This window comes from Eubacterium callanderi (assembly GCF_900142645.1).
GTDB lineage: Bacteria > Bacillota > Clostridia > Eubacteriales > Eubacteriaceae > Eubacterium > Eubacterium callanderi.
In genome coordinates, this window is the sequence record NZ_FRBP01000014.1 from 99,361 (window position 1) to 123,205 (window position 23,845).

The window sequence follows — 23,845 nt, forward strand, 5'->3', positions numbered from 1 at the left end:
AGCGGATTTACGGCATTTATTTGTTTTTCTTTAGTCAACCTTTCGTTAAAGAATTGTCAAGGAATTCTTCTTTATTCTATTGGAATTTTAATGAAAAAAGCGTATAATGGGTATATACATTGCAAAGGTTCCCAGAAATATTGTGAAAATACAGAGAATTTTAAGGAGCATTCTATGGAAAACTTTACAAAAGCCGAGCTTGAAAAAAACAAAAAATATCTGGAGCTGCTGTCCGGCAGCTTTCCAAACATCACCACCGCTGTGGGCGAGGTGGTAAACCTGACGGCAATTTTAAACCTGCCTAAGAGCACAGAGCACTTCCTGACCGATATCCACGGCGAGCACGAGGCCTTTAACCACGTGATGCAGAACGCCTCGGGCGCCATCCGCCGCAAAGTCATGGACGAGCTGGGCAGCACAGTCAGCCTTGAAGACCTGGAAGAGCTGACTACGCTCATCTATTACCCCAGCGAAAAGCTGGACCTCATTAAAAAGGAAAAGAAAGGCCCTTACCTGGACAACTGGTATGAGCTCACCATTTATCGCCTGGTCAAGGTCTGCCGGGCCGCTGCCTCCAAATACACCCGTTCTAAGGTGCGCAAGGCCCTGCCCAAGGATTTCGCCTATGTGATGGAGGAGCTTTTGCAGGAGGATGAGCACCGTTTCAACAAAAAGGAATACTATAACCAGATTATCGCCAGCCTGGTGGAATACGGCCGGGCCGAACACTTTATCATTGAGATTTCCGGGGTCATCAAGCGCCTGACCACCGACCATCTCCACATCATCGGGGACATCTTTGACCGTGGTCCTGGGCCGGACGTGGTTATGGACACCCTCATGAAGCACCATTCCCTGGATATGCAGTGGGGCAACCACGATATTCTGTGGATGGGCGCTGCCGCGGGCAGCGCGGCCTGTATCGCCAATGTGGTGCGTATCGCTCTGCGCTACGCCAACATGGACGCCCTGGAAACCGGCTACGGCATCAACCTGCTGCCTCTGGCCACCTTTGCAAACCGCGTGTACCGCGAAGACCCGTGCCAGCAGTTCACCCCCAAGGTGAGCCCGGACGACATCGAGACCGACGCGGAAATCCTGCTCATGACCCGCATGCACAAGGCCATCAGCATGATCCAGTTTAAGCTGGAGGACCAGCTGATCTCCCGCCACCCCGAATATGAGATGGACGACCGCCTGCTGCTGCGCAAAATCAGCGAGGACAACAAGACCGTCGAGGTGGACGGCGTGGTCTATGAGCTCAATGACACCAACTTCCCTACCCTTGACCATGAAAAGCCCTGGGAACTGAGCGAGGAAGAACAGATTGTGGTGGATAAGCTGTGCTACACCTTCCGCCACAGCGAAAAGCTCCAGAAGCACATCCGCTTCATGTACGCCAAGGGCAGCATGTACCTGGTGTACAACAACAACCTGCTGTTCCATGCCTGCGTACTGCTGAACGAGGACGGCACCTTTAAGGTTAAGAAGATCAACAACAAATACTATTCTGGCCGCTCCCTCATGGACAAATACGACCAGATGGCCCGCGAGGCCTATTTCGGCGACATTGAGGAATGCCCGAACAAGTCGGACTTCCTGTGGTACCTTTGGTGCAACAAGGACTCCCCGCTTTTCGGAAAGGATAAGATGGCGACCTTTGAGCGGTATTTCATCGACGATAAAACCCCGCATAAGGAGCGCTACACCCCGTTCTACACCAGGATCGACGACAATGAGAGCATTGCGGTTATGATCCTCAAAGAGTTCGGCGTGGACCCGGTGGAAGGCCACCTGATCAACGGCCATGTGCCTGTAAAAGCCGGCTCGGGCGAGAGCCCCATCCGCGCCAACGGCAAGCAGCTGGTCATCGACGGCGGCTTTGCCAAAGCCTACCAGAAAACCACCGGCATCGCCGGCTATACCCTGACCTACAACTCCTACGGCCTCACCCTCATCAGCCACCGGCCCTTTGAATCGGTCGATATGGCCATCCGCGAGGGCGTGGACATCAAATCCACCCGCCAGGTGGTAGAAACTACTCTGGAGCGCAAACGCGTCAAGGACACCGACATCGGCAAGAGCATCCAGGCTCAGGTACACGATCTTGAAATGCTGATCTCGGCTTACCGGAAAGGGATTATTAAGGAGAAATCTTATTAAAAGAAACGGGCTCTGCCCGTTTTTTAATTGGAAGGTGGGAGTTTTAAGCGAAAATGTGCTCCGTACATTTGCTTAGACGCGGCCTGTCGGCTGCAGATTCAATCGTTTTGTATCAGCAAAACGTTCTATAACCTTCCACCTTCCACCTATTGCTAAAACCCTTTCCTTGTGATAAACTAAAACTACTATTAATCACTAATACTTCAATACAATCGGAGGGGAAAACATGAGCTTTGAAATTGTAACAGATTCTTCCTGTAACCTGCCAAAGGACATCATTGACCGCTACGGTCTGCATATCCTGTCCTTACGTTTTTTAGTCGGGGGAAAAGAATACTACAGCTATACCAAAGGTGAGATCACCGATCTGGCCCAGTTCTATACCATGATGCGCAACAAGGAGGAAATCACGACCTCTCAGATCAGCAGCGATACCTGTACCAAGCTTTTTGAAAGCCTGCTCCAGGACGGCAAGGATGTCCTGTACATCGGTTTCTCCTCCGCCCTCAGCGGCACTTACCAGGTCGGTTACCTGGCTTTGGAGGAACTGAAAAAGAAATATCCTGAGCGCAAGATTTACGCGGTGGATACCCTGGGCGCTTCTCTGGGTGAAGGGCTTCTCGTCTACCATGCCGCAAACCTGCGGGAGGCCGGCGAGAGCATTGAAGCGGTCAACGGCTGGCTTCTGGAAAACCGCCTGCACCTCTGCCACTGGTTTACTGTGGACGACCTGTTCTTCCTGCAGCGCGGGGGACGCGTCTCGGGCACCGTGGCTATTTTCGGCACGCTCTTAAACGTCAAACCCGTCATGCACATGGACAACGAAGGCCGCCTGATTTTTGTGACCAAGGTGCGCGGCCGCAAGCGCTCTCTGGACGCTTTGGTGGAACGGCTGGACCAGACGGCCATCAACCCTTCTGAGCAGTCCATTTTCATCACCCACGGCGACTGCCTGGAGGACGCCCAGTACGTGGCCAAAAAGATCGAGGAAAAATACCATCCCAAGGAAATTGTCATCAACTGGGTGGACCCGGTCATCGGCGCACACTCCGGCCCCGGCACGGTGGCCCTGTTCTTTTTGGGGACAGAACGATAAGGTTTTACCCCGCCCGCTGACACAGCCGGGCGGGTTTCTTTTTTACCAAACCTGTCCCCTTTCTACTGAAAACGTTCCTCACCTCTCCCGCTCCTGTGGTATACTTAAATTAAACATTTGTTTCGTTTAAAAATAGAGCCCAGGAGGTTTTTGCTATGGGAAAATTTGTTGTCAAGCCGGTCAAATCTGGTTATACCTTTCATCTGAAAGCCCGAAATGGCGAGGTAATCGCGACGTCTGAGGTGTACGCAAGCCTGACCACGTGCAAGCACGGGGTGGAATCTGTCAAGAAAAATGCAGAGGCTGCGCATCTGGAAGACCAGACCGCCAAGGAGCCTGTGCCCGCCAAAAATCCAAAGTTTGAGCTGTACCTGGATAAGGGCGGTAAATACCGCTTTCACCTGAAGGCCAGCAACGGCGAGATCATCGCTGTGTCTGCCGCTTACAAAGAAAAGGGCAGCTGCCTGAAGGGCATTGATTCCGTCAGACGCAACGCCCCCGAGGCCGAAGTCATCATTGAAGAAGCCTGATCCTTACCTTTCATATATTTTATAAGACACCCCCGGATAAGCCTATCCGGGGGCGTTTTTCTCCCCTCTGCTTATCGCTGAAGAGAACGGGAATTCGTACCTTTTTTCCAAAATTTTTTTCAAAAAAACAAGGGAGGCATGTACTGCTTCCCTTGTTTTTATTTATTTGCTTGCTTGGCTTTCTTACCAGCGTTTTCTTCTCCAGACGACAATGCTGCAGACCAGGAGCGCTGCGACACTGAGCAGTGCCAGTACGCCCCAGAAGGTGGCCGGGCTGACCGAGCCGGCAATGCCGGTGGCTGCACCGTTGTTTGCATCTGGATGATCGGAGGATGATGTCTGCGGCTTATCGGGTACATCTGGTGTCCCGGTTTCAGCCGCTGGCTTATCCTGCATTCGGACAATGTTGCCTTCGCAGGTCTTGCCGCCCACGGCCACAGTGCCGTCGGGCATCAGAGCAAAGGTGATTTCCTCTGCCACCTCATAGCCATCCGGCGCGGTGATTTCCCGTAAGACATAGGTGCCTGCCGGCAATCCCTCGATTTTCTTCATCTCCTTGCCCGATGTCCAGCTCAGGCTTTCACCTGTGATGGTCTTTGCCACGATTTCGTTTCCGTCCTCGTCGCGGGCAATGCTGCCATCCCCGGCAGTCTCGTAGACGGCCAGGACTGCACCTAGCAGCTCGTCGGTGCCGTTGATGGTGGTCTTGCTGATGAAGAAAGAGGTGAGTTCATTTTTTAAAACCACCTGCTCTGTAAGATTTTCTCCTGGACCGACACCCTGTTCTGGCGTCCTGACGGTAAAGTCAACGGGCGCTGCAAGCTTGTAGCCTGAAGGCGCTTCTATCTCTTCGAGCCGGTAGTCTTTTCCTATTTTCATGAGTTTGACAAAGGTTTCTGGCTGTTCGCCGGATACCCATTCGGCAGGCTGTCCATCTGCCTGGGTAAGCGGTATGTAGACACCACTCCCGTCCTTGACGGTAATACGCAGTCTGGCGCCTGCCAGCAAGTTTGCGTTCATATCTGTCTTGGATATTTCTGCCACAATGGATGGTTCCAGCCAGACGATCTCCCCTGTCTCGGGATCCACGGTAGCGGTTGGCGGGCTGTTGGGGTCGCTTGGGTCTGCCAGTCCGAGGTCGATGCTCTCAATGACAGGCTCACCCGCTTCATTAATGCCAAATTTGATGTTTACAGGCTTTTCAGATACATGGCTGCCTTCGGGGGCTTTGAGCTCGCGGATAGAGTATTCCACACCCATGAGCACGCCTTCGAAACGGAGATAGCCGTCCTGGCCGGTTGTCGCCTCAGCGATTTGCTGCCATTCACTCTCGTCTTCTGTTTCCGCAGCGCTTTCTGTGCCGAAGAAGCTGAAAGATCGTGCCTGTGCTGGCAACGCTTTGGCTGCTTTTTTGAATAAACCGTAGGTAGAGCCCGGCAGCACTTCATCTGGTTTCTGCTCATTGACCTTTTTCAGAACAATATCGGTGGTGACAGCCGCGTCCACGACACGGTTATCCGCTACCTTTGTATCGTCCAGATTGGCCAGTCCGTCAAAATGTCCATCGCTGTCCACAACGGCCTTGTAGACCGTCGTATCCAGCATGTAATGCTGTGGTGCTGTTATTTCCTTGACGTACCAGGTTCCCCGGGCAACGCCGGTAAAGACAACCTTGCAGCCATCACCAGGATTGCCGCTGACGGCAGTGTATACCGGTTCCGCGGCACATTCGGGATCTTTGTACAGGCCGTAGACAGCGCCTTCAAGAGGCGCGTGCTGCGGGTCGCCCGCACAGGTTTCGGTGATGATGCCGCGTTTGTGGAATACCACCTGAGACAGGGCATTCACCCGGCTGACGGTCACCTTCTGGCTTGCGCCGCGGCTCAGGGTGACTTTGGTCACGTCTGCCGATACCGCGTAGGGATCAGGAGCCGCTGTCTCCACAATGGTGTAACTGCCCATGGGCACATCGGCAAAGACAAGCTGTCCATTATCGCCGGTGATCTGGGTCTGGATAACCTCGCCCGCTTCGTTTTTCAGTTCAAAAGTCACGCCTGACAGCGGACCGTTGTCATTCCCCTTCTTGTTCAGAGTGATAACACCCGCGTCAGCGTTGACAACCTGGGTGACAGTCTCGTCGTTATTTTTCAGGGTGCAGGTTCCATCATTATCCACCACTGCTTTAAACTCGGTGGAGTTCAGGAGATAGTCATCCCCCGGACGTTTGGTTTCTTTGACGGTATAGGTCCTGCCCTTGTTCAGATACAGGAAGGTGACCATGCCGTCCTTGTCAGAGGCGGCCTTTGCCTTTTCCGTACCGCTGTCGTACAGAGTAAATTCTGCGTCTGGCAGACCCGCGCCGGTGGTGTCAACTTTCTTGAAAGTCAGCTTGGTGGGGTCATTGGTAAAGGCAATGTTTTTGTCTTTTTCGCCTGTTTTTAAGGTTATATTTTGTGTCACCGGACTTAAAACATAACCGCTGAGGGTCTTTGTTTCTCGAACGCCGTATTCGGTATCCATAAGCAGGTTGTCAAACACCAGTTCACCATTTTCATCGGTCACGCCGGTTTTTATCTTGATGTCATTGCCCTTGCTGTCTTTTTTCGTCAGTGTAAATTCGATGCCCTTGATGGGTTTGCTGTTAAAGGAATCGGTTTTGCTGATGGTGATGCTGCCGCGGACGGCTTCATTGGTGATTTCGCTGACCGCTTTATCCGCTTCCTGACTGCCCGTCACGGCGTGCAGCCCGTCGCATTTTCCATCTTTGTCGATCACAGTCTGATAGACCGTGCTGTCCGCTGTATAGTTAGCCGGGGCGGTGATTTCCTTCACGTAGTAAGTACCCACGTAGATGTCATTGAAGGTAACTGTGCCGTTGGGGCCGCTGGCCGCAGTGATGGCCTTGCCGTTGGCGTCTTTGACAGCTGTTTCAGCCTTGGCATCCATATACAGTCCAAAAACTGCGCCGGACAGCTCTGTCTTAGCGTTTAAATCATTTTCGTCATTCGTGCCGTATTTGATAAAGGTGATGTTGCCCTGGTTCAGGGTGTTGGCAAAGGACAGGCTGACCTTGTCACCTGACAGGGCAGCAAAGCCTTTAACCGCGTCTGCGTTGGTGATGGTTACCTTACCATCCGTGTCCACCGTGAAGGTCACCGGCGTTTGCTGAAGCTGGTAAGCTTCCGGCGCGGTGGTTTCTTTCAGGGTGTATTCATTGCCGGCGATGAGCAGGGCGGACAGGTTTTCACTGTCTTTTTCTGTCAAATCGATGGTGTGTTTGTTGTTCCCGTCTGCCAGCTCACCAGTGAGCTCAAATTTTGCGCCTTTAAGCGGTTCATTTTCGTTGTTGGCGTCAGTTTTCTGTAAGCTCAGGGTGATGGGCTGATCTTTGAAGTTCAGCGTCAGGCCATTGTTCACCACCGTTGCCGGAATATCTGATGTGTCATGTGCAATGCTGATGGTGCCAGCGGTGGACATGGTAATCTGCACCTCACGGGTTTCGAGCTTGTAGCCGTCGGCCGGTCGGGTTTCCCTGAGTGTGTAGGTCTGACCTGCGGTCAGCAGGCCTTTGAGGCTGTATGCCTCTTTATCTTTTGTCTGGATTGTCTTTACTTTTTCTCCATCTGCGAAATCGCCGGTCAGGCTGAATTCCGCGCCGCCGCCGATGGCTGTGCCATCCGCGTTGGTTTTCTGGAGGAATACTTCATTCTGTGTGTTTTTCAGGACGATGGTTTCATTGCCATTTTCAAGCGCCGCGTGAGCCGGGGTGTCTGTGAGGGCCACCTTGCCCGCGTCATTGACTGTAAAGACAATGGGTTCAGCCAGTTCGTAGCCTTTTGGCGCGGTGGTTTCTGTCAGGGTGTAGGTTTCGCCGGCGATCAGCTGTCCAGACAGAGTTTCTGTGAGATTTGCTGGTGTGACTTCAATCTCAGTTATCTCTTTATCGGCAAAAGTTCCGGTTACCTTAAATACCGCACCTTCTAATTTCTCCTTACTTTCAGCATCAATTTTCTTAAGGCCGATTTCGATGGGCTGGTCTTTTACAGTGATGGTTGAGTTTTCTGTCACACTTACGTGATCTCCACCTTCTGTTACAGTGATAACGCCCTTTTCATTCATCGTGATCTTAACCGGGGCGGCTTTTTCGTAGCCGTCCGGGGCTTTGGTCTCGGTGAGGGTATAGGTCTTGCCCGCAACAAGTGTTTTGGTAATATTTGACCAGGTGCTGGCAAACGTTGTATTATCCGGTGTTTTCCAGATAACCTTGTTGTCGCTGTCATCCGTCAGTTGGAAGGCCGCGCCGTTGACGAATGTTTCGTCGGTGGCATCTGCTTTCTTGAGTGTGAAGGTGCTCTGAGCGTTGCTGATGGTAGTCGCTGCACTCTGTACTGCACCAAAGTTTACCTGACCTGCTTCAATGGTAAATTCAAGCGGGACGCTGCTGATGATATAACCTGTCGGAGGGGTAATTTCTACCAGCTTGTAGCTACCCCAAGGCAGGTTCGTGATTTTCAGCTCTCCGATGTTTCCTTCTGTTTCAGACTGCATTGGATCAACATCATCATAGACATAGGTCCTCCCGGTTGTTCCAGTCAATATCGGTGTTGTTGCCTCGTCCTTATATAAAGCAAATACCGCATCATTTAATTTCGTATTACTGTCTTTTGCGTCTACCTTGGTGATGGTCATGGAACCTGGGAGACGGTCGTTGGCGATGCCTTTGTTGTTTTCAAAATTCCCACTCAATACATTCCAATTTGTTGTCTCATTAAGTTTTACTGTCTTATTATAATGGGTGTCGTCAATCTCAAAAGTCGCTTTAAACGCGCCGTCTGAACTATAGCCTTCTGCTCTTACTTCTTCCAGCAAGTACTTGCCTTTTTTCAAAAGCTGTGCGGTGACCTCGCCCTTATCATCTGTAACGACGATTCCGCCTCTACCCGCTTCTTCGACGAGTTCTGTATAGGTGCTTCCACCATCTGTTGAGCGTGTGAGTTTAAAGGTAACGCCCTGTATCCCGGATTCATCTGTAGTGTCTGTAGTGTCGTATTTTTTGAACGCTATTTTTGTCATGAATCTAGTGTTCGTCATGGTACTTTTCACAGGTGTACTGGTTTCAGCATAGTGATTTTGATCTGTAATTTCAAATGCCACCAGATTATTGTTATTGGTGTCGTCATAAACCAAGCCGTCAGTTGGCTGTTCTAAGAAATAATACTTGCCTGTCCAAAGGCCTGCGCTTAACGCTTTCTTTGTTTCCTCATTAGTAACGCTGTTAAGCTTGCTAGTGTCGATGACGCCGTCATCGTCGGTTGTCAGGTTTTCGGCGATCAGGGTATCCTTTGTCGGGTTACTCAGATCGGGCGCATCGCCTGTGCATTTGTACAGGCTAAATGGGATACCGGATGCATCTGCTCCCTGTACACCAGTCACCGTTTTAGTCAGCTTGGCCTGACCGTAGACACGGGTGTCAGTCATGGTGAGCTTATTGCTTTCCAACTTATTCTCATCATTGATTTCTGCCCCTTTATAAAGCTGCCCGTTATCAGCCAAAGTAAACTGAATGGGGTCTGCCACTTTATAGCCCTCCGGCGCGGCGGTTTCCACCAGCCAGTAGGTGCCGGCGGGCAAGCCGATTACGGCGTGAGGTTGACCGTCACTTACCCATTTAAAGGTATCTGATACCGCTGATCCGTCTTTATCTTTACGGATTTCCAGGCTTGCGCCGGAAAGTTTATCTGGATTGTCAACCGGTTCATTGCTGACCTTGTCGACTGTAAAGCTGGTTTGATCATTTATGACTTCGACAGTCGCTTTAGTATTGGCCACCGTTAGCTCTGTACCCTTACTCGGCAATTGATAGCCGTCCGGTTGTTTGATCTCACAGATGGTGTAGGTGCCTGCTAGCAGATCGTTGCCTTTGACGTAAGGGATTTTAATATTTTTTCCATCAATAGTGATGATTTTATTTTTTGTAACCGTATCGGTAATTGCGGAATTTAAATCCGTTGTTTTTAAGGTGTTGTAGGTTCCTGAACCCGATGCACTTTCCGTCAGCTCCGCCACAAGGGCATTACCGTCATAGACCGCGAAGACTGCGCCGCTCAGCGCTGCGCCACCTGCGCCGGTCTTTTTCAGCTCAATGGGCTGGCGTTTGGCGGTGTTGATGATGGGTTTCAGGTCGGTGGGTGCAGTTTCACCTGCGCCAGCTTTTGTGTAAATGACGTTATCAGCGTTACTCTCTGGGGAAATCCAGGCGGTACCCTTTTCGCCAGTTGTCGTATCACCAATGGTAAATTTATAAGACTCATCGCTCATTGTAAAAGCATTGTCTACACTGGTTTCTTCCAGTACGTAGTCGCCGTAGGTCAGCAGGCCGACACCGTCTTTTTCCATTTCTGTTTTGTCTAATTTGCCGTTTTCATCTGTTGTCAGAGTCAGGATAGCGTTGCCTGTCTTATTGCCGGCTGCATCTGTTTTGTAAATATCGAATTTTACACCCGGCAGATTTTCGCCATTATCGGTCTGTTTTAACAGGTTGACGTAGCCGTATTTTATGGTGTTGGTGACAATATTGTTATTACCTTTTTTTGTAGTTCCATGTAAGTCTTGTATTTCACCATTTTCGTTCACTGTAAAGGTAATTTCTGGAGCGCTTACATCGCTTGCCGGGTTATCGGGTTTTGTGGTCTCTACAAGCTTATATTTGCCGTAGGCGAGGCCTCTGATGGTTAGCGTACCGTCTGCGGCGCTTGTCGCGGTTAATACTTCAGTCTCATTTTTGTAATAATTGGAGTACTCTGTTCCATTTGGATTTAAGACAAAACTTTTAAATTTATTATCAGCTTCACTACTCGCCTGACGCTTAACGGCAAATTCAACGCCGCCAAGTGGCATACCTGCCTGGTCTTTTTTGGTCAGGGTAATGCTGGCTTTGTTCAGGGTATTGGTGACTTCTGATTCGCTATAATTGAACGTTTCAGTCCCACTGTTTGTAACTGTCAATTTTGATTTTAGAATATCGAATTCTTTTGTGGCGGAACTATCCGCTCCTTTTGTTTCAACCAGTTTATAGTTGGCGTAGGGGATGCCGGCAAATCTGACTGCTCCATTATCTCCAGATGTCGCTTTAAACACCCTGCCTTCACCGGCCGTCTGGGCAACGCCATTGACTACTCGGCGCAGTTCAAATTCAATGCCTTTCAGAATTCTGCCATCTTCATCTTTTTTTGTAAATTCGATAGTACCGGCAACCGGTTCATTGGTAATGCTAATACCGTTATTCTGAACGTTGAAATTTGTTACTTCTATCGTCACGTCATTATTAACGGCAGGTTTTACAAAAACCTTATAAGTTTTTGTAAAATCAGTGGTATAACCATCCGTATCCGCCGTGGTATTTTCCCCGATCTGGGTTTCCGTCAGCGTATAAGCGGTACTGCCATCACTCGCGCCGATCGGGATATCTCTGAAGGTTGCCAAGCCGTCTGTTCCTGTCGTCTGTGACATATTTATATCACGGTTGTAGGCATCTTTCCCAGTTAATGTGAAAGTGACATCCTTCAGCTTATCACCCTTATCATCGGTTTTGGTGATCTTAAATTCATTGGCTTTTTTCAGCTTGTTGACAACTGTATCTGTTCCGTTGTTAGCAGTGAGGACTAACGCATTATTGCTGGTCGTTTCATGGCCGATCAGCTGATCTTTTTTGATGGTCAAGTCCAGATTCTGGTAGATATTGGTAGCTTCATTGTTTGTGGTTTCTGTCAGTTTATAATCACCATAGGGTAAGTTGGTGAGCTGGAATTCACCCTGACCGTTAGTGGTTACTGTTATTTTTCCGCTTTCACGCTTAATGCTGCCTTTGCTGTCTTTTATTTTGACTCCGTTACTCTCATTTTTCCATGTATCATAGTTATCATTATCTGTATAAGTCAGCTCAAAGGATCTTTCAAGCTTATCGGGTGTTGCATTGTCATTGGTCTTTGTCAATGACACATCATAGCGCAGGCGGGTATTTTTAACTGCCTCCGTCACGGTATGGGTGAAATTTGTATTCGGTGTAAAGCCCAAATCATTTGTTTTAATTGTAATCAACTTATTCTCATCTGTGGCTTTGTATCCTGTCGGTGGCACACTCTCAATGATTGTGTATCCTGTGGGTGAATAGGGCACATTGTTAAAGGTCGCTGTGCCATTTCCGTCTGTGGTGGCTTCTCCGATGTAATTTTTGTCAGAGCCATCCTTTTTCAATTCAGCTTTATCGCTGTGTACACCGGAATAAATCTCAAACTTCGCGCCTTGCAGCTTAATCGTGTCTTTTTCGCTGTCGACTTTATTAATTTTGATGGTGCCGCTAACGTATTGATTACTGATTTTATAGCTGGCTGTGGTGTCACCCGTCAGGCCGTCTCCGGCAGCGATGGTGGCCGTGCCGTTTTCATCCACGGTTACTTTGCGATCACTGCCCAGCAGATACTGATCCGGCGCCGCGGTTTCTTTGAGGGTGTAGGTACCCGGGTCCAGCTTGCTAAAGGTGACTTTTCCGCTGGCATCGCTGGTGGCGGTCTGATCTTTTACCTTTTTGTCGTCACGAACTAAGGTGAATTCTACAGCTTGAATGCCTTTATCGTTAGCATCGGTTTTTGTAAACTCCAGCTTGCCGGTCGGGGTGTTTGTCCGGTCAAAGGAGAATCCTTTTAGTGCGGTTCTGTTAATCTCCAGAACCGTTGCATTAGTTGCTGTTCCTTCATTAATCTGAACATTCTTATGCTCAGTCGTGCCAGGGTCAAACGCCCCTTTATTGACAAACCTAAAGTAGTATACTTTGGGTGAATCCTGTGTATCATCAATATCATATCCGCCCGGCGCTTTTGTTTCCTCAAGCTTGTACAGGGCTGCTGTCGGAATGAGGTTGACAAAACTGGCTTGTCCGTCATCGTTGGTAATACGTGTTTTGTCCGCTACACTTGAAGGCTTCCATACCGCATTATCATAATCAGATGATGCCCCATCTGCTACATACTCGGTCAGAGTAAAGGTTGCGCCGCCCAGCTTGATCTGGTTTTTGCCACTGGTGTCTTGGCTGCTGCTTGTTTTTTTAACCTTAATATATGGTCCGACAGAGATGCTGGCATATTCATCAATATCGAAATAATCGAGACCATCCGCGGTAGAACTATCTTCTTCGCCCTTGTTTACACCGCTTAAAGGCTCCAGTTTGATGGTGTTTCTGACATCCGCACCGGAGGCGCTATTGGTAATATAGGTGTCAAACTCAAAGATAAGGATTGTATTTGCGTACTTATCCGGCACGGTAAACTTGAAGCCCTGATCTGCAACATCTGTAAACTCACTTCTGTCCTTAATCACTGGTGTATCATTTGCTTTGACAATTTTCCCGTTTTCCCATTTTCCTTCATAAACCTTAACGGGGTCTGTTAAAAGACCGCCAGTTTTTGGGTCGCGGTGCTTAAGCTCAAGAATGGGGTTTGCACTTAAATCCTCGGTAATCACACGGCCCTTCATAGCGGCCTGACCGCCGTTAAAGGCCGCTGTCCAGGTAATAATCTGTGTACCGCTGTCGTATTGGCCGTGTTTGTTGAGGGCGGTTGTGGCGATGGGCGCGGTGGCGTCATCGGATACTTTGTTGTCTGTTTGGCTAACGTCCTTGCTATCCCGGATCGGCATCCCTTTTACAAAGCCCCGAAGTACGGCTGTATTCACAACATTATTTTCCGCGTTTGTTGTTAAATACTCATTGATGAAAGTCTCTGTCAGCTGTGTGGTGACATCAATCTCATAAATACTCTCGTCATTTGTCTGATCTTTAAAGGTAAAGACAGGATTATCATCCGCAGACCAGACGATTGTTTGGCCATTCTTACTGGCTGTCCTATTATCTTTATCCAGCGTAAAGGCCATGCCGTCTTTTCGGATAGCATCCACATTTAAGAAGGTCATATCCGCTGTGTTAAACACATCGGTGACTGTGCTGCCTGTGATGGGCAGCTTGTTCTGGTTAACGGTAATGGTCCATTTCACCTGATGTGTCGCCTGATCGTAGCCTGTATTGACTTTCTGGATAATGGTATTATCCACATCCTGTTTAGCTTCAGTCGTATGCTCTACGTCTGCTCCATTGTCTTTAGTCAAAACTGTTGCTTTGTTGCTTACCGACGATTTGTCATCTGTTACCTGAGCCATCTGTCCATCCACATTAGTATGAAGACGCAGCTCATAGTATTTATCCGGTGTTAAATTGCCAAAATAAAAGGTTAATTTCTTGTCTGCGTTGTCATACACATAATAAGGTGTTCCCTGGCTCAGGCTGTTGTGGATCGTCACCGTCTTGCCATTTTGGTCTTTGCACGTCCAGTTTTTCGAGGGATCGGCGGGATCGACCAGACTCATATTCTGGGCTTTTAGGTCTTCAACAATCCGTACCTCCTCGGCGTTCTTCTGGTAATGGTTAATTTTAAAAACCCAGTCCATGGTGCCGCTGTCTTTCTGAAAATCAGCGGTTTTCTGAACAATATCATAATTACCCGCAACACCCTTGTCAATGTCAATATTTACGTTAAAATCGCTTTTGCCAATCCCATTACCATACCAGTAGTGGCTCCAGATCATTTTAACCTTGTTGGACAAATTCAAGGATGGTGTCACCTTATCCGGCTCTTTCAGCAATGTCGCATAATTGATTTTTACCTTCGCATTTTCATATTTATCGAAGGGGATGATCATGATTTGAGCGTCACCACTTTCGTAGTAGATGGCTTTACTTCCATTATTGGTCAAAGTTTCCAGCGAATTTAACAATGCTTTATCTGAATTCTGTAAAAGTGCATTGGTTAAATCTGTATATACTTTATCTGTAAGATTTGCATCTGTCGTTTTTTCAAGCGGCATATCAACCGTTGCGGCGCTGCCTTTGGTGATTTTTATTGGCTCGCCATCCACATAGGTGTGCTGGTTCTTACTGATGCTGTCAATGATATACGCGTTGGACAAATGGCTAAACTGGGTATTGACATTGATTTCCCAGTCAAAATATTTACCGTCATAGGCACGCTGTGTCCCGTCTTTTGTCATAAAGGTGGCTTCCATATCAGTCTTGATCTCTTCTGTCTGGGCGATGGGGCCATCTTTATCTGGATCCCGCAAAAAAGCCTGGTTGGTAAAATTCCAAAGCTTGCCAGTTCCGCTCTCCATAAATTCGGTGTACTGTTCAACGGTCAAAATCGCGCGAATGGTCAGACTCGCACGCTGCAATGGCGCTCCACCTGGAAATTGATAGCTGAAACCCGCACGGCCACTTTCAGTGACCGTCTGATAAGTGCCATCACCCGGTGTAGTACCGCTTTCAATCCCACTTTCCGCCGCACCATTTAATCCCACAGTGACAGAGTCAACGGTCAGACCCTCTGGCAGCAGGTCCTCAACAATTTTTCCTCGCAAATCGCCGTCATTTTCTGCCCTTAAATCAAGCTTATAATCCACATACATGGCATCGCCCACACTGTTGGTTTCGCCAACTTTGTTCACAACGCTTTTGTCAATGGTATAATTATCGTCCAAGGTATCTGGAAGACTAGGGTCTCGCCATTCACCCACGTTAAGGCTGCTGGTCACCTGATCCCACTTCACCTCAACAGGATTACCACCTTCAAACAGGCTATCCTGTAGTCCCAAAGTAAAGCTCATTCCCGCCATCGCAGTTGTTACACCATAGACAAAGGGCTCAAATACAAAATGAAGCTTTAACGCACCGGTAGTACTATCCTGTATGAAAGTATACTCTCCCACAGTTACATCTGAACCGTCAATGGTCGTGGTAACCTGGTGTGCGTTTCCTAGAATGATTCCCGGGTTGCTGCTTTCTTTCCAAAGGAAATCAGTGTCAAAGGTATAATCAAAATTAATTTCAGGCAAATTGCCATTAACACCAATATATTGCGATAACGCTTTATATTTAGCATCTTTGTTTTCAGCATCTGCTTCCATTGCATCTTGAAGCAAATTTGCTGCATCTGCTTGCTTATCCGTCGGAATTTTACCCCACTCTTGATGTAAATAGGCTGAATCCGGCTTTAATTTCAGCTTGAATAAAGTATCCGCTCCTTCTGCCGCTGTGTATCCCCCAGCCGGTGTGCTAAAGCTGATATTAACACTTGAAAACGCACCAGCGTTGGAACTTTCCGTCGGATCTGTTCCCTCCCCTTTATAAGTCGAGTTTCCGTCCTTAATGATATCAGCAGAGTATCTCATGCTCTCCCCTTCCGCCAACGCCACACTCCCCGGGCTGAACCCAATCATCTGGAATGTCATGCAAAAAACCAAAACAAAGGCCAGAAGCCTTGTTCTCAAACTTTTTTTACTCTTCTCTCTCATTTTTCTACCTTTTTTATTTCTCTATTGTATTTGTGGCAAGCGCCAATTCGCCACTATTGATTACCTTTATAATAAGTCTATCAAAATCGAAATTCCTTTTCACTTTTTTTACCGATACAGTCTTTTTATTACTGAATTTGCATGTTTAAAATCCAAGTCTTTTCAGAAAACGGACAGACTATGGTTCTGTAAAATCTCTCTCAATCTTCAATATTTCTTCAAAAAAGCAGGGCCTTACATCGGCAGATCTGCCCCGAAGCCACCATGCCCTCTGGTATGCATCTGTTCTTTGCGGGCAGTCCGGCAGACAGCACGCCCTTTAAGACAGGCTGGCTGACCTCTGAAAACATAAAAAAAGCCCCGCCATTGCATTGACAACCACTTCCTCAATCTGGAATACAACCCCACCGTGCTGCCCGACACCGTGGACGGTACAGCCCTCAGCCTTGAAGCTTTTGAGCTGCGCTATCACCAGTCCCTGATACTCCTTGAGAACTCACCGGTCTTTTATCTGAAGGGTATCAATGCAGCCTATAACACTTGGTACACTCTTCGTTGAACAAGCAGTTTTTCGCGCTTTTTCAAAACCAACAAAAAGAGGCCAGCGCTTCAAATTATCCAATAATTAACAAATTATTAAATTAAAGTTCTTTTGCATACTATTATCTTGACAATCGCTACAACACAAAGTATAATAGTCCAAAGTAATTACTATAATCAAATTGTACTAATTGAGGTTTTGTGAATGAGTAAAAGAAAAATAAAACAACACGTGGACTTTTTTTCAGAAAAATGGAAAACACTCGAAAGGTTATCCGAAGCTTATGCCAAAGCTGCGGGCTTAACTCCCATGAGTTTAAACGTACTGGGTGTCCTCTATGAACACACCCAGGGTTGCACACAAAAGTTAATTTGTAAACAGAGCCAATACAACAAACAAAGCGTCAATATGATTATTAAGTCCTTTTGGCGTCAAGGCTTAGTCGAACTTTCAGAAATGAAAGAAGACCGCAGAAATAAGCAGGTAAAATTAAGCGAAAAAGGACAAAAATACGCAGATTGTGTTATTGGCTCTTTATGGAAATGTGAAAATGACGCACTGGAAAAGATAACCCCCGAACAGCAAGAAGCCCTGATTATCTTTTTAGATATCTATGAAGAATGTTTTCGCAACGAAATTGCCGCGTTGACGAAGATTATGAATGCGGAGGCCTCGACTAATGCATAAAGAAGTTTGGATTTTCTGCCCTGTATGTCAAAATAAAACACGGCTAAAGGCTAGGCACGATACCGTATTAAAAAATTTTCCACTTTTTTGCCCAAAGTGCAAACAAGAAACCCTGATTAACATAACAAAACTGAAAATGACTGTTCTTACAGAGCCAGACGCTTAAGACGCAGAGCCAATGAAATGTGAATAAATTTCATTGGCTTTTTATATTTGAATGGAGGTATAAACTTGATAAAAATACTAAAAAATCTTACCACAAAAGAGTGGGGGCTGGTTGCCATCGTTCTTGTCCTGATTGTTTTTCAAGTATGGATTGATTTAACATTACCGGAATTTATGGGGAAAATCACCGAACTTGTTCAGACGCCCGGCAGCGGAATGCAGGCGATTTTATTCGCCGGCATCCGGATGCTGCTGCTCACCCTGGCAAGCGTTGCGGTTTCCGTTGTTATCACCGGGCTCGCCGCGCGAATCGCAGCCAATCTTTCTTCAAGATTGAGAGCAGGCCTGTTTAATAAGGTACAGTCGTTCACAATGCAGGAAATTAATAATTTTTCCATTTCCAGTTTAATTACACGAACGACAAACGACATTACACAGGTTCAAATGCTGATGGTAATCGGGCTGCAAATCCTGATTAAATCACCAATTTTAGCTCTATGGGCCATTGTAAAAATCATGGGCAAAAGCTGGCAGTGGTCAGCCGCGACAGGTATTGCAGTTGCGATACTGATTATTGTATCTTCAATAATCATTTCTCTGGCGATCCCAAAATTCAAACTGCTTCAGAAGCAGACCGACGATTTGAGCCGTGTTTCAAGAGAAAACCTAACCGGCCTTCGGGTTGTCCGTGCCTACAACGCGGAGCAGTATCAAGAAGATAAATTTGAAAAAGCCAATTCTGCTTTTACCCATACCAACTTATTTTCCAACCGACTAATGGCCGCACTGATGCCTTCAGTTGAGCTGATCATGAATGGTTTAACCTTATCGGTATACTGGATTGGCGCTGCGCTCATTGCATCCTCCGCTGTGTCGGAAAGGGTTCCCTTGTTTTCAGACATGATGGTATTTTCCTCTTATGCCATTCAACTGCTCATGGCCTTCATGCTGCTTGGTGTTGTTTTAATCCTGATTCCCGGCGCCAGCGTATCCGCAGACCGCATTTGCGAAGTCCTAGATACCAATCCGGCCATTCAGGATGGAATCATCAGCCATACACGCACCGCTACGCCCGGCGAGGTAGAATTTAAAAACGTTAGCTTTAAATATCCAAACGCGGAGGATTATGTTCTGCAAAACATCAGCTTTCGGGCAAGCAAGGGCGAAACCATCGCCTTTATCGGCTCCACAGGCTGTGGCAAGAGTACGGTTATCAACCTCATTCCAAGGTTTTATGATGTTACAGAAGGCGGCGTTTATGTGGACGGCATCAATGTCAAGGATTTTACCCAGGCGGCTTTGCGCAATAAAATCGGGTACGTTTCACAGAAGGCCATTCTTTTTAAAGGGGATATTTCCTCCAATGTGTCCTTTGGTTCAAACGGAAACGGCGGGGTAAGTCATGAGGCCGTTACCTCTGCCATTTCAACCGCCCAAAGCACAGACTTTGTGGAAGCCATGGAAGATTCCTATCAAAGCTATGTGGCGCCCGGCGGCACCAATCTTTCCGGCGGACAAAAGCAGCGGCTTTCCATCGCCCGGGCCATTGCAAGAAAGCCCGAAATTTTGATATTTGACGATAGTTTCTCAGCCCTTGACTATAAAACCGATAAGTTGCTGCGAGGCGAACTGAGACATCATGCCACAGACGCCACCATTATCATTGTGGCTCAGCGCATCGGAACTATTAAGGATGCCGATAAAATTATTGTTTTAGATGAAGGCCGGATTGCCGGGATGGGCACACACCGCGAATTGATCAAAAAATGCGATTTATACAAAGAAATTGCCTATTCTCAACTCTCAAAGGAGGAACTGGAAAATGAATAATGCGCAATACAATAAAAACCAGAAGGCCGAAAACACGGACCTCTCCGATTTTTCCGGCATGAGCGGATCTGTTGCAAAAGCAAAAGATACGAAAAAAACAATAAAAATGCTGTTGACTTATTCAAAAAAATACCTGCCGGGTATCATCATTGCAGTTATAGCCGCTGTTGCAGGGACTATCATTGCCCTGGTAGGCCCTGGTAAACTCAAAGTTTTAACCAATCTGATTACTGAAGGTATCCCGACCATCATCGATATGCCTGGCATTGTTAAAATTGGGATTCTTTTAATTGTATTGTACTTAACGAGTGCGCTCTTAAATACCTTACAGGGATGGATCATGGCCACCGTCACCCAGAAGATATCTCAAAAAATGCGAATTGATATCAGTAGAAAAATCAACCGTCTGCCCATGTGGTTTTATCATAAAAACACCACCGGCGACATTCTTTCCCGCATCACAAACGATGTCGATTCACTGGGGCAGAATTTAAATAACAGTTTGACCACCCTTGTAACGTCCATCACCATGCTCACGGGCTCTCTCATCATGATGTTTATCACAAACTGGACCATGACTCTTGCGGCAATTGCCTCTGTCGTCCTTGGATTTATCACTATGATGATCATTATGAGTAAATCTCAAAAACATTTTGACAACCAGCAAAAATATTTGGGGCTTATTAACGGCCATATCGAAGAAACCTACACGGGCCACCTTATTGTAAAGGCCTATAACGGCGAGCAGCAGATGTTTGAACCCTTCAAAGGCCTAAACAAAAAACTAAATAAAAGTACCTATATGGCCCAATTTCTTTCTGGCCTGATGATGCCTATCATGACCTTTGTAGACAACATCAGTTATGTTGCTGTCATCGTTGTCGGTGCGTCTTTAGTGATAAGCGGACAAATCTCTTTTGGCGTGATTGTCGCGTTCTTGGTCTATGTGCGCTATTTCACCCAGCCCCTCACACAAATCGCCCAATTGGCTCAAGGCTTACAGATGGCGGTTGCCTCTGGTGAACGCGTCTTTGAATTCTTGGATGCAGAGGAGATGGCTGATGAAAAAAATAAAAAAGCGCCACTGCAGAATGTAAAGGGCCATGTCGAATTTAAAAATGTCAAATTCAGCTACGAAGGGACCGATAAAATGGTTATCAATAACTTTTCCGCCATCGCCAAACCCGGACAAAAAATTGCCATTGTCGGTCCAACCGGATCAGGAAAAACAACCCTTGTCAATTTACTCATGCGTTTTAATGAGATCAACAGCGGTGATATTTTGATTGACGGCGTTCCAATCCGGCAAATGACAAGAGCTCAGGTGCACTCTCTTTTCTGTATGGTCTTGCAAGACACCTGGCTTTTTGAAGGCACCATTCGGGAAAACATTGTTTACAACAAGCAAAACGTATCCGACGAAGATCTCAAAAAGGCCTGTGCGTTGGTGGGCTTGCACCACTTCATCCGTACCCTTCCCAATGGGTATGATACAGTCCTGAACGATAAGGTTAATCTTTCAGCGGGCCAGCGGCAGCAGATAACCATTGCCCGCACCATGATTGATAACGCACCCATGCTCATTTTAGATGAAGCGACAAGTTCCATTGACACCCGGACAGAAGTGATGATTCAAAATGCGATGGACAAGCTTATGGAAGGCCGCACCTCCTTTGTCATCGCCCATCGCCTTTCCACCATCAAAAACGCAGACATCATCCTAGTGCTCAAAGACGGTGATATTATTGAAAGCGGCAGTCATACCGAATTAATTGAAAAAAACGGTTTTTACGCCGAGCTTTACAACAGCCAGTTTGAAGTCGCTTAAAAGGCCGGACCCTTTCAATTAGGGCTGTCCCTATAAAGATTCCTTGAAAAGCAAAAATAAAAAAGCACAGCCCTGGAAAAATTTATCATGACATAAAAAGTCTGTTTTCTCTGGGCCGTGCTTTTTTGGGGAATTGGATCAAAACAAGCATTATCCAATTGCCGCCTTTTACGGAGGATTTAATAATTTAGTTTTTTAGATTTTCAAATATTTCCACAATTTCGCTCATTTTCTTTGCGCCAAAGACCACATCCCGTTTGTTGAGGATCATGGCAGGCACGCTCATGAGCTTGTATTCTTCCTTGAGCTTTGGAAAAAGGGCTGTGTCGATCATTTCCGCCTGTATGTTCGGGTTCAGCAGCGCGATGCGCTGGCAGGCCGCTACCACATCCGGGCAGAAATGACAGGACAGGGAGATACAGATCTGGGCATTGACAGGATGGTCGATGGCCGCAATCCGCTTGGCAAGCGCCTCATCCACTGCCTGGCCCGGTCCGGCAAAGTTATAAACCGCCAGAACAAAGGAATTCATTTCATGGCCGCCGGGGATACCGGTAAATTTGACGCCGGAATACTGGCCCTCTGGATCAAACAGGGCCGCAACCGGCAGGTTGTCAAGGTGCATGGCGGCTTCCAGCTCAGGCTTCTCACCTTTTTTATAAGCTTCCACCTGGATATGGTCGTTAAGGGCTGCCACTTCCTCTAAGAAACCCTGCATCTCAAGAGTCTTTGGCACAGCCGGGTCGATGATGGTCACCACCCGGGCGGTGCGCTCGAGCTTTTGGAAGATTTCCCTGAGCTGTCCCTTCATGGCTGCCGGGATAAAGCCGTCTTCCATGCCTTGGGGCGCTTCTGCTTCCGGCTCTGGTGCTGCTGGTGTTTTGGCTGCCTTTGGCTCAGGCGCTGCCAGGCCCAGGCGTTCCCGCTCAGCCGCCACGTATTTTTCCGCCGCGGTGGCTGCAATGGCGCCGTCGGCCACTGCCGTGACAATCTGGCGCAGCTCCTTTGGCCTCAGGTCGCCCGCGGCGTAGACGCCGGGAACATTGGTTTCCATGCGGTCGTTTGTGGGGATATAGCCCTCAGCATCGACGTCCACCCGGCCCTTAAAAATCTGGGTGGCCGGTTCATAGCCCGCAAACACAAACATGCCAAAGGGCTTGCCGTCCTTACTCTCGTAAGTAAAGGTCGCGCCGGTTTTGTTATTGAAAAATTCAGCCTTTTTCAGAAAATCGTCACCGGAAACCTCCTTCACCTCAGTGTTGTACCACACCTCAATGCCAGGATGCTCTTTTACCTTGTCCGCCACCATCTGGGCGCAGGTAAAATCATCCTCACGCACCACGATGGTCACGCTTCTTCCATAGCGGGTCAGGAACACAGCCTCCTCGGCCGCAGCAAAGCCGCCGCCCAGAACAAAGATGTCAAGTCCGCTGAAAAACTCGCCGTCACAGGTCGCACAGTAGGCAATGCCGCGGCCGGTATATTCCTTCTCACCAGCAAAACCGATCTTGCGCGGGGAGGCGCCTGTGGCGATGATGACCGCGCGGCTTCTGTAGGTGCCGCGGCTGGTGTGCAGCGCCTTCACTTCACCCTCAAGGTCTACACCCTCGATCTCGGCTACAGTAAATTCCGCGCCGAAATCCATGGCGTGCCTGTGCATTTCATCCATAAGCTTAGGGCCGGTGGTGCGGCGGATACCGGGATAGTTGACGACCTCTGCGGTATTCACAGCCTGGCCGCCCGGCTGGTTTTTCTCAATGATCAGCGTATCGAGCATGGCCCGGGCGGCATAGATACCAGCCGAGAGTCCGGCGGAACCGCCGCCGATAATAATCAAGTCATAAATCTTATCCATGGCGCCCTCCTGCTTCTTACAGCTTTCCGACTAAATCTAAGCTTGGTGTCAGTGTGTCTTCGCCTGGCTTCCATTTAGCAGGGCAGACCTGGTCGCCGTGTTCTCTTACAAACTGAGCGGCCTGCACCTTGCGCAGCAGCTCCTCAGCGTTACGGCCGATGCCCATGTCATGGATTTCGTAAACCTTGATAACGCCGTCCGGGTCCACCACAAAGGTACCGCGCAGCGCCTGGCCTTCTTCTTTGACCAGCACACCGAAGAATTTTGCCAGCACGCCTGCCGGATCGCCTAACATCGGGTACGGAAGGCCCTTAATGGTGTCGGTGGTGTCCGCCCAGGCTTTATGTACAAAATGGGTATCTTCAGAAACCGAATAAATTTCACAGCCGATTTTTTTGAACTCCTCATAATTGTCCGCTACGTCCGCCAGCTCTGTCGGGCATACAAAGGTAAAATCTGCCGGGTAAAAGAAAAACACGCCCCATTTTCCCAGGACATCTTCCTTTGTGACGGTTTTAAAATCACCTTCATGATATGCCTGTACTTCAAAATCGATCAATTCTTTGCCAATTAAATTTTTCATGTTGATACCTCTTTTCAATAATATTTATTTTTGTTAGTTATTTCTAACTGTTTGATGAGTGTATCTTAACACGATAAAAGAGGCTTGTCAAGAATAATTCTAAATTAAAAACAAATTTTTAACAAAAAAAAGCCACAGAGATTTTGAGGGATTCTCTGTGGCTTCAACACTCAG

At 47.9% G+C, this 23,845-nt stretch carries 11 protein-coding genes; 7 read left to right on the forward strand and 4 right to left on the reverse strand.

Annotated elements, in window-relative coordinates:
• The first annotated feature begins 174 nt into the window (after nucleotides 1-174).
• The 3 genes from BUC22_RS17850 (at nucleotide 175) to BUC22_RS17860 (ending at nucleotide 3,789) form a co-directional block, all read left to right on the forward strand.
• A complete protein-coding gene (locus tag BUC22_RS17850) occupies nucleotides 175-2,163 on the forward strand; it encodes a fructose-bisphosphatase class III (protein ID WP_041689951.1) in 1,989 nt (662 codons plus the stop codon).
• A gap of 226 nt (nucleotides 2,164-2,389) precedes the next feature.
• Complete coding sequence (locus BUC22_RS17855) at nucleotides 2,390-3,259, forward strand: DegV family protein (protein ID WP_013382591.1); 870 nt, start codon at nucleotides 2,390-2,392, stop codon at nucleotides 3,257-3,259.
• Nucleotides 3,260-3,414: 155 nt separating this feature from the next.
• Complete coding sequence (locus BUC22_RS17860) at nucleotides 3,415-3,789, forward strand: YegP family protein (protein ID WP_013382592.1); 375 nt, start codon at nucleotides 3,415-3,417, stop codon at nucleotides 3,787-3,789.
• Between the two features lie 183 nt (nucleotides 3,790-3,972).
• Here BUC22_RS17860 and BUC22_RS17865 read toward each other — a convergent pair whose 3' ends face one another.
• Together BUC22_RS17865 and BUC22_RS21970 are read right to left on the reverse strand one after the other, a co-directional pair.
• Nucleotides 3,973-16,059, reverse strand: a complete 12,087-nt coding sequence (locus BUC22_RS17865; RefSeq protein WP_073383330.1) for a SpaA isopeptide-forming pilin-related protein — start codon at nucleotides 16,057-16,059, stop codon at nucleotides 3,973-3,975.
• Nucleotides 16,060-16,501: 442 nt separating this feature from the next.
• Nucleotides 16,502-16,654: a hypothetical protein gene (locus BUC22_RS21970; RefSeq protein ID WP_013382596.1), complete on the reverse strand. Its 153-nt coding sequence runs from the start codon at nucleotides 16,652-16,654 to the stop codon at nucleotides 16,502-16,504.
• 273 nt (nucleotides 16,655-16,927) lie between these two features.
• On the opposite strand from BUC22_RS21970, the gene BUC22_RS17875 reads away from it, so the two are divergent.
• The 4 genes from BUC22_RS17875 to BUC22_RS17890 all read left to right on the forward strand — a co-directional run bounded on the left by BUC22_RS17875 (nucleotide 16,928) and on the right by BUC22_RS17890 (nucleotide 21,233).
• Nucleotides 16,928-17,410, forward strand: coding sequence for a MarR family winged helix-turn-helix transcriptional regulator (locus BUC22_RS17875; RefSeq protein WP_013382597.1), 483 nt, complete (start codon nucleotides 16,928-16,930; stop codon nucleotides 17,408-17,410).
• The gene (locus BUC22_RS17880; protein WP_013382598.1) at nucleotides 17,403-17,576 is read left to right on the forward strand and encodes a cysteine-rich KTR domain-containing protein; all 174 of its coding nucleotides are present in this window, start codon (nucleotides 17,403-17,405) and stop codon (nucleotides 17,574-17,576) included. The genes BUC22_RS17875 and BUC22_RS17880 overlap by 8 nt, the downstream gene beginning before the upstream one ends.
• 65 nt (nucleotides 17,577-17,641) lie before the next feature.
• A complete protein-coding gene (locus tag BUC22_RS17885) occupies nucleotides 17,642-19,405 on the forward strand; it encodes an ABC transporter ATP-binding protein (protein ID WP_013382599.1) in 1,764 nt (587 codons plus the stop codon).
• Complete coding sequence (locus BUC22_RS17890) at nucleotides 19,398-21,233, forward strand: ABC transporter ATP-binding protein (protein ID WP_013382600.1); 1,836 nt, start codon at nucleotides 19,398-19,400, stop codon at nucleotides 21,231-21,233. The genes BUC22_RS17885 and BUC22_RS17890 overlap by 8 nt, the downstream gene beginning before the upstream one ends.
• Before the next feature lie 187 nt (nucleotides 21,234-21,420).
• Here BUC22_RS17890 and BUC22_RS17895 read toward each other — a convergent pair whose 3' ends face one another.
• Nucleotides 21,421-23,088 carry an FAD-dependent oxidoreductase gene (locus BUC22_RS17895; RefSeq protein WP_013382602.1) on the reverse strand — a complete coding sequence of 556 codons (1,668 nt, stop codon included), beginning with the start codon at nucleotides 23,086-23,088 and terminating at the stop codon, nucleotides 21,421-21,423.
• A 16-nt stretch (nucleotides 23,089-23,104) separates the two neighbouring features.
• Complete coding sequence (gene ahpC, locus BUC22_RS17900; RefSeq protein ID WP_013382603.1) at nucleotides 23,105-23,671, reverse strand: alkyl hydroperoxide reductase subunit C; 567 nt, start codon at nucleotides 23,669-23,671, stop codon at nucleotides 23,105-23,107.
• Nucleotides 23,672-23,845 lie beyond the last annotated feature (174 nt).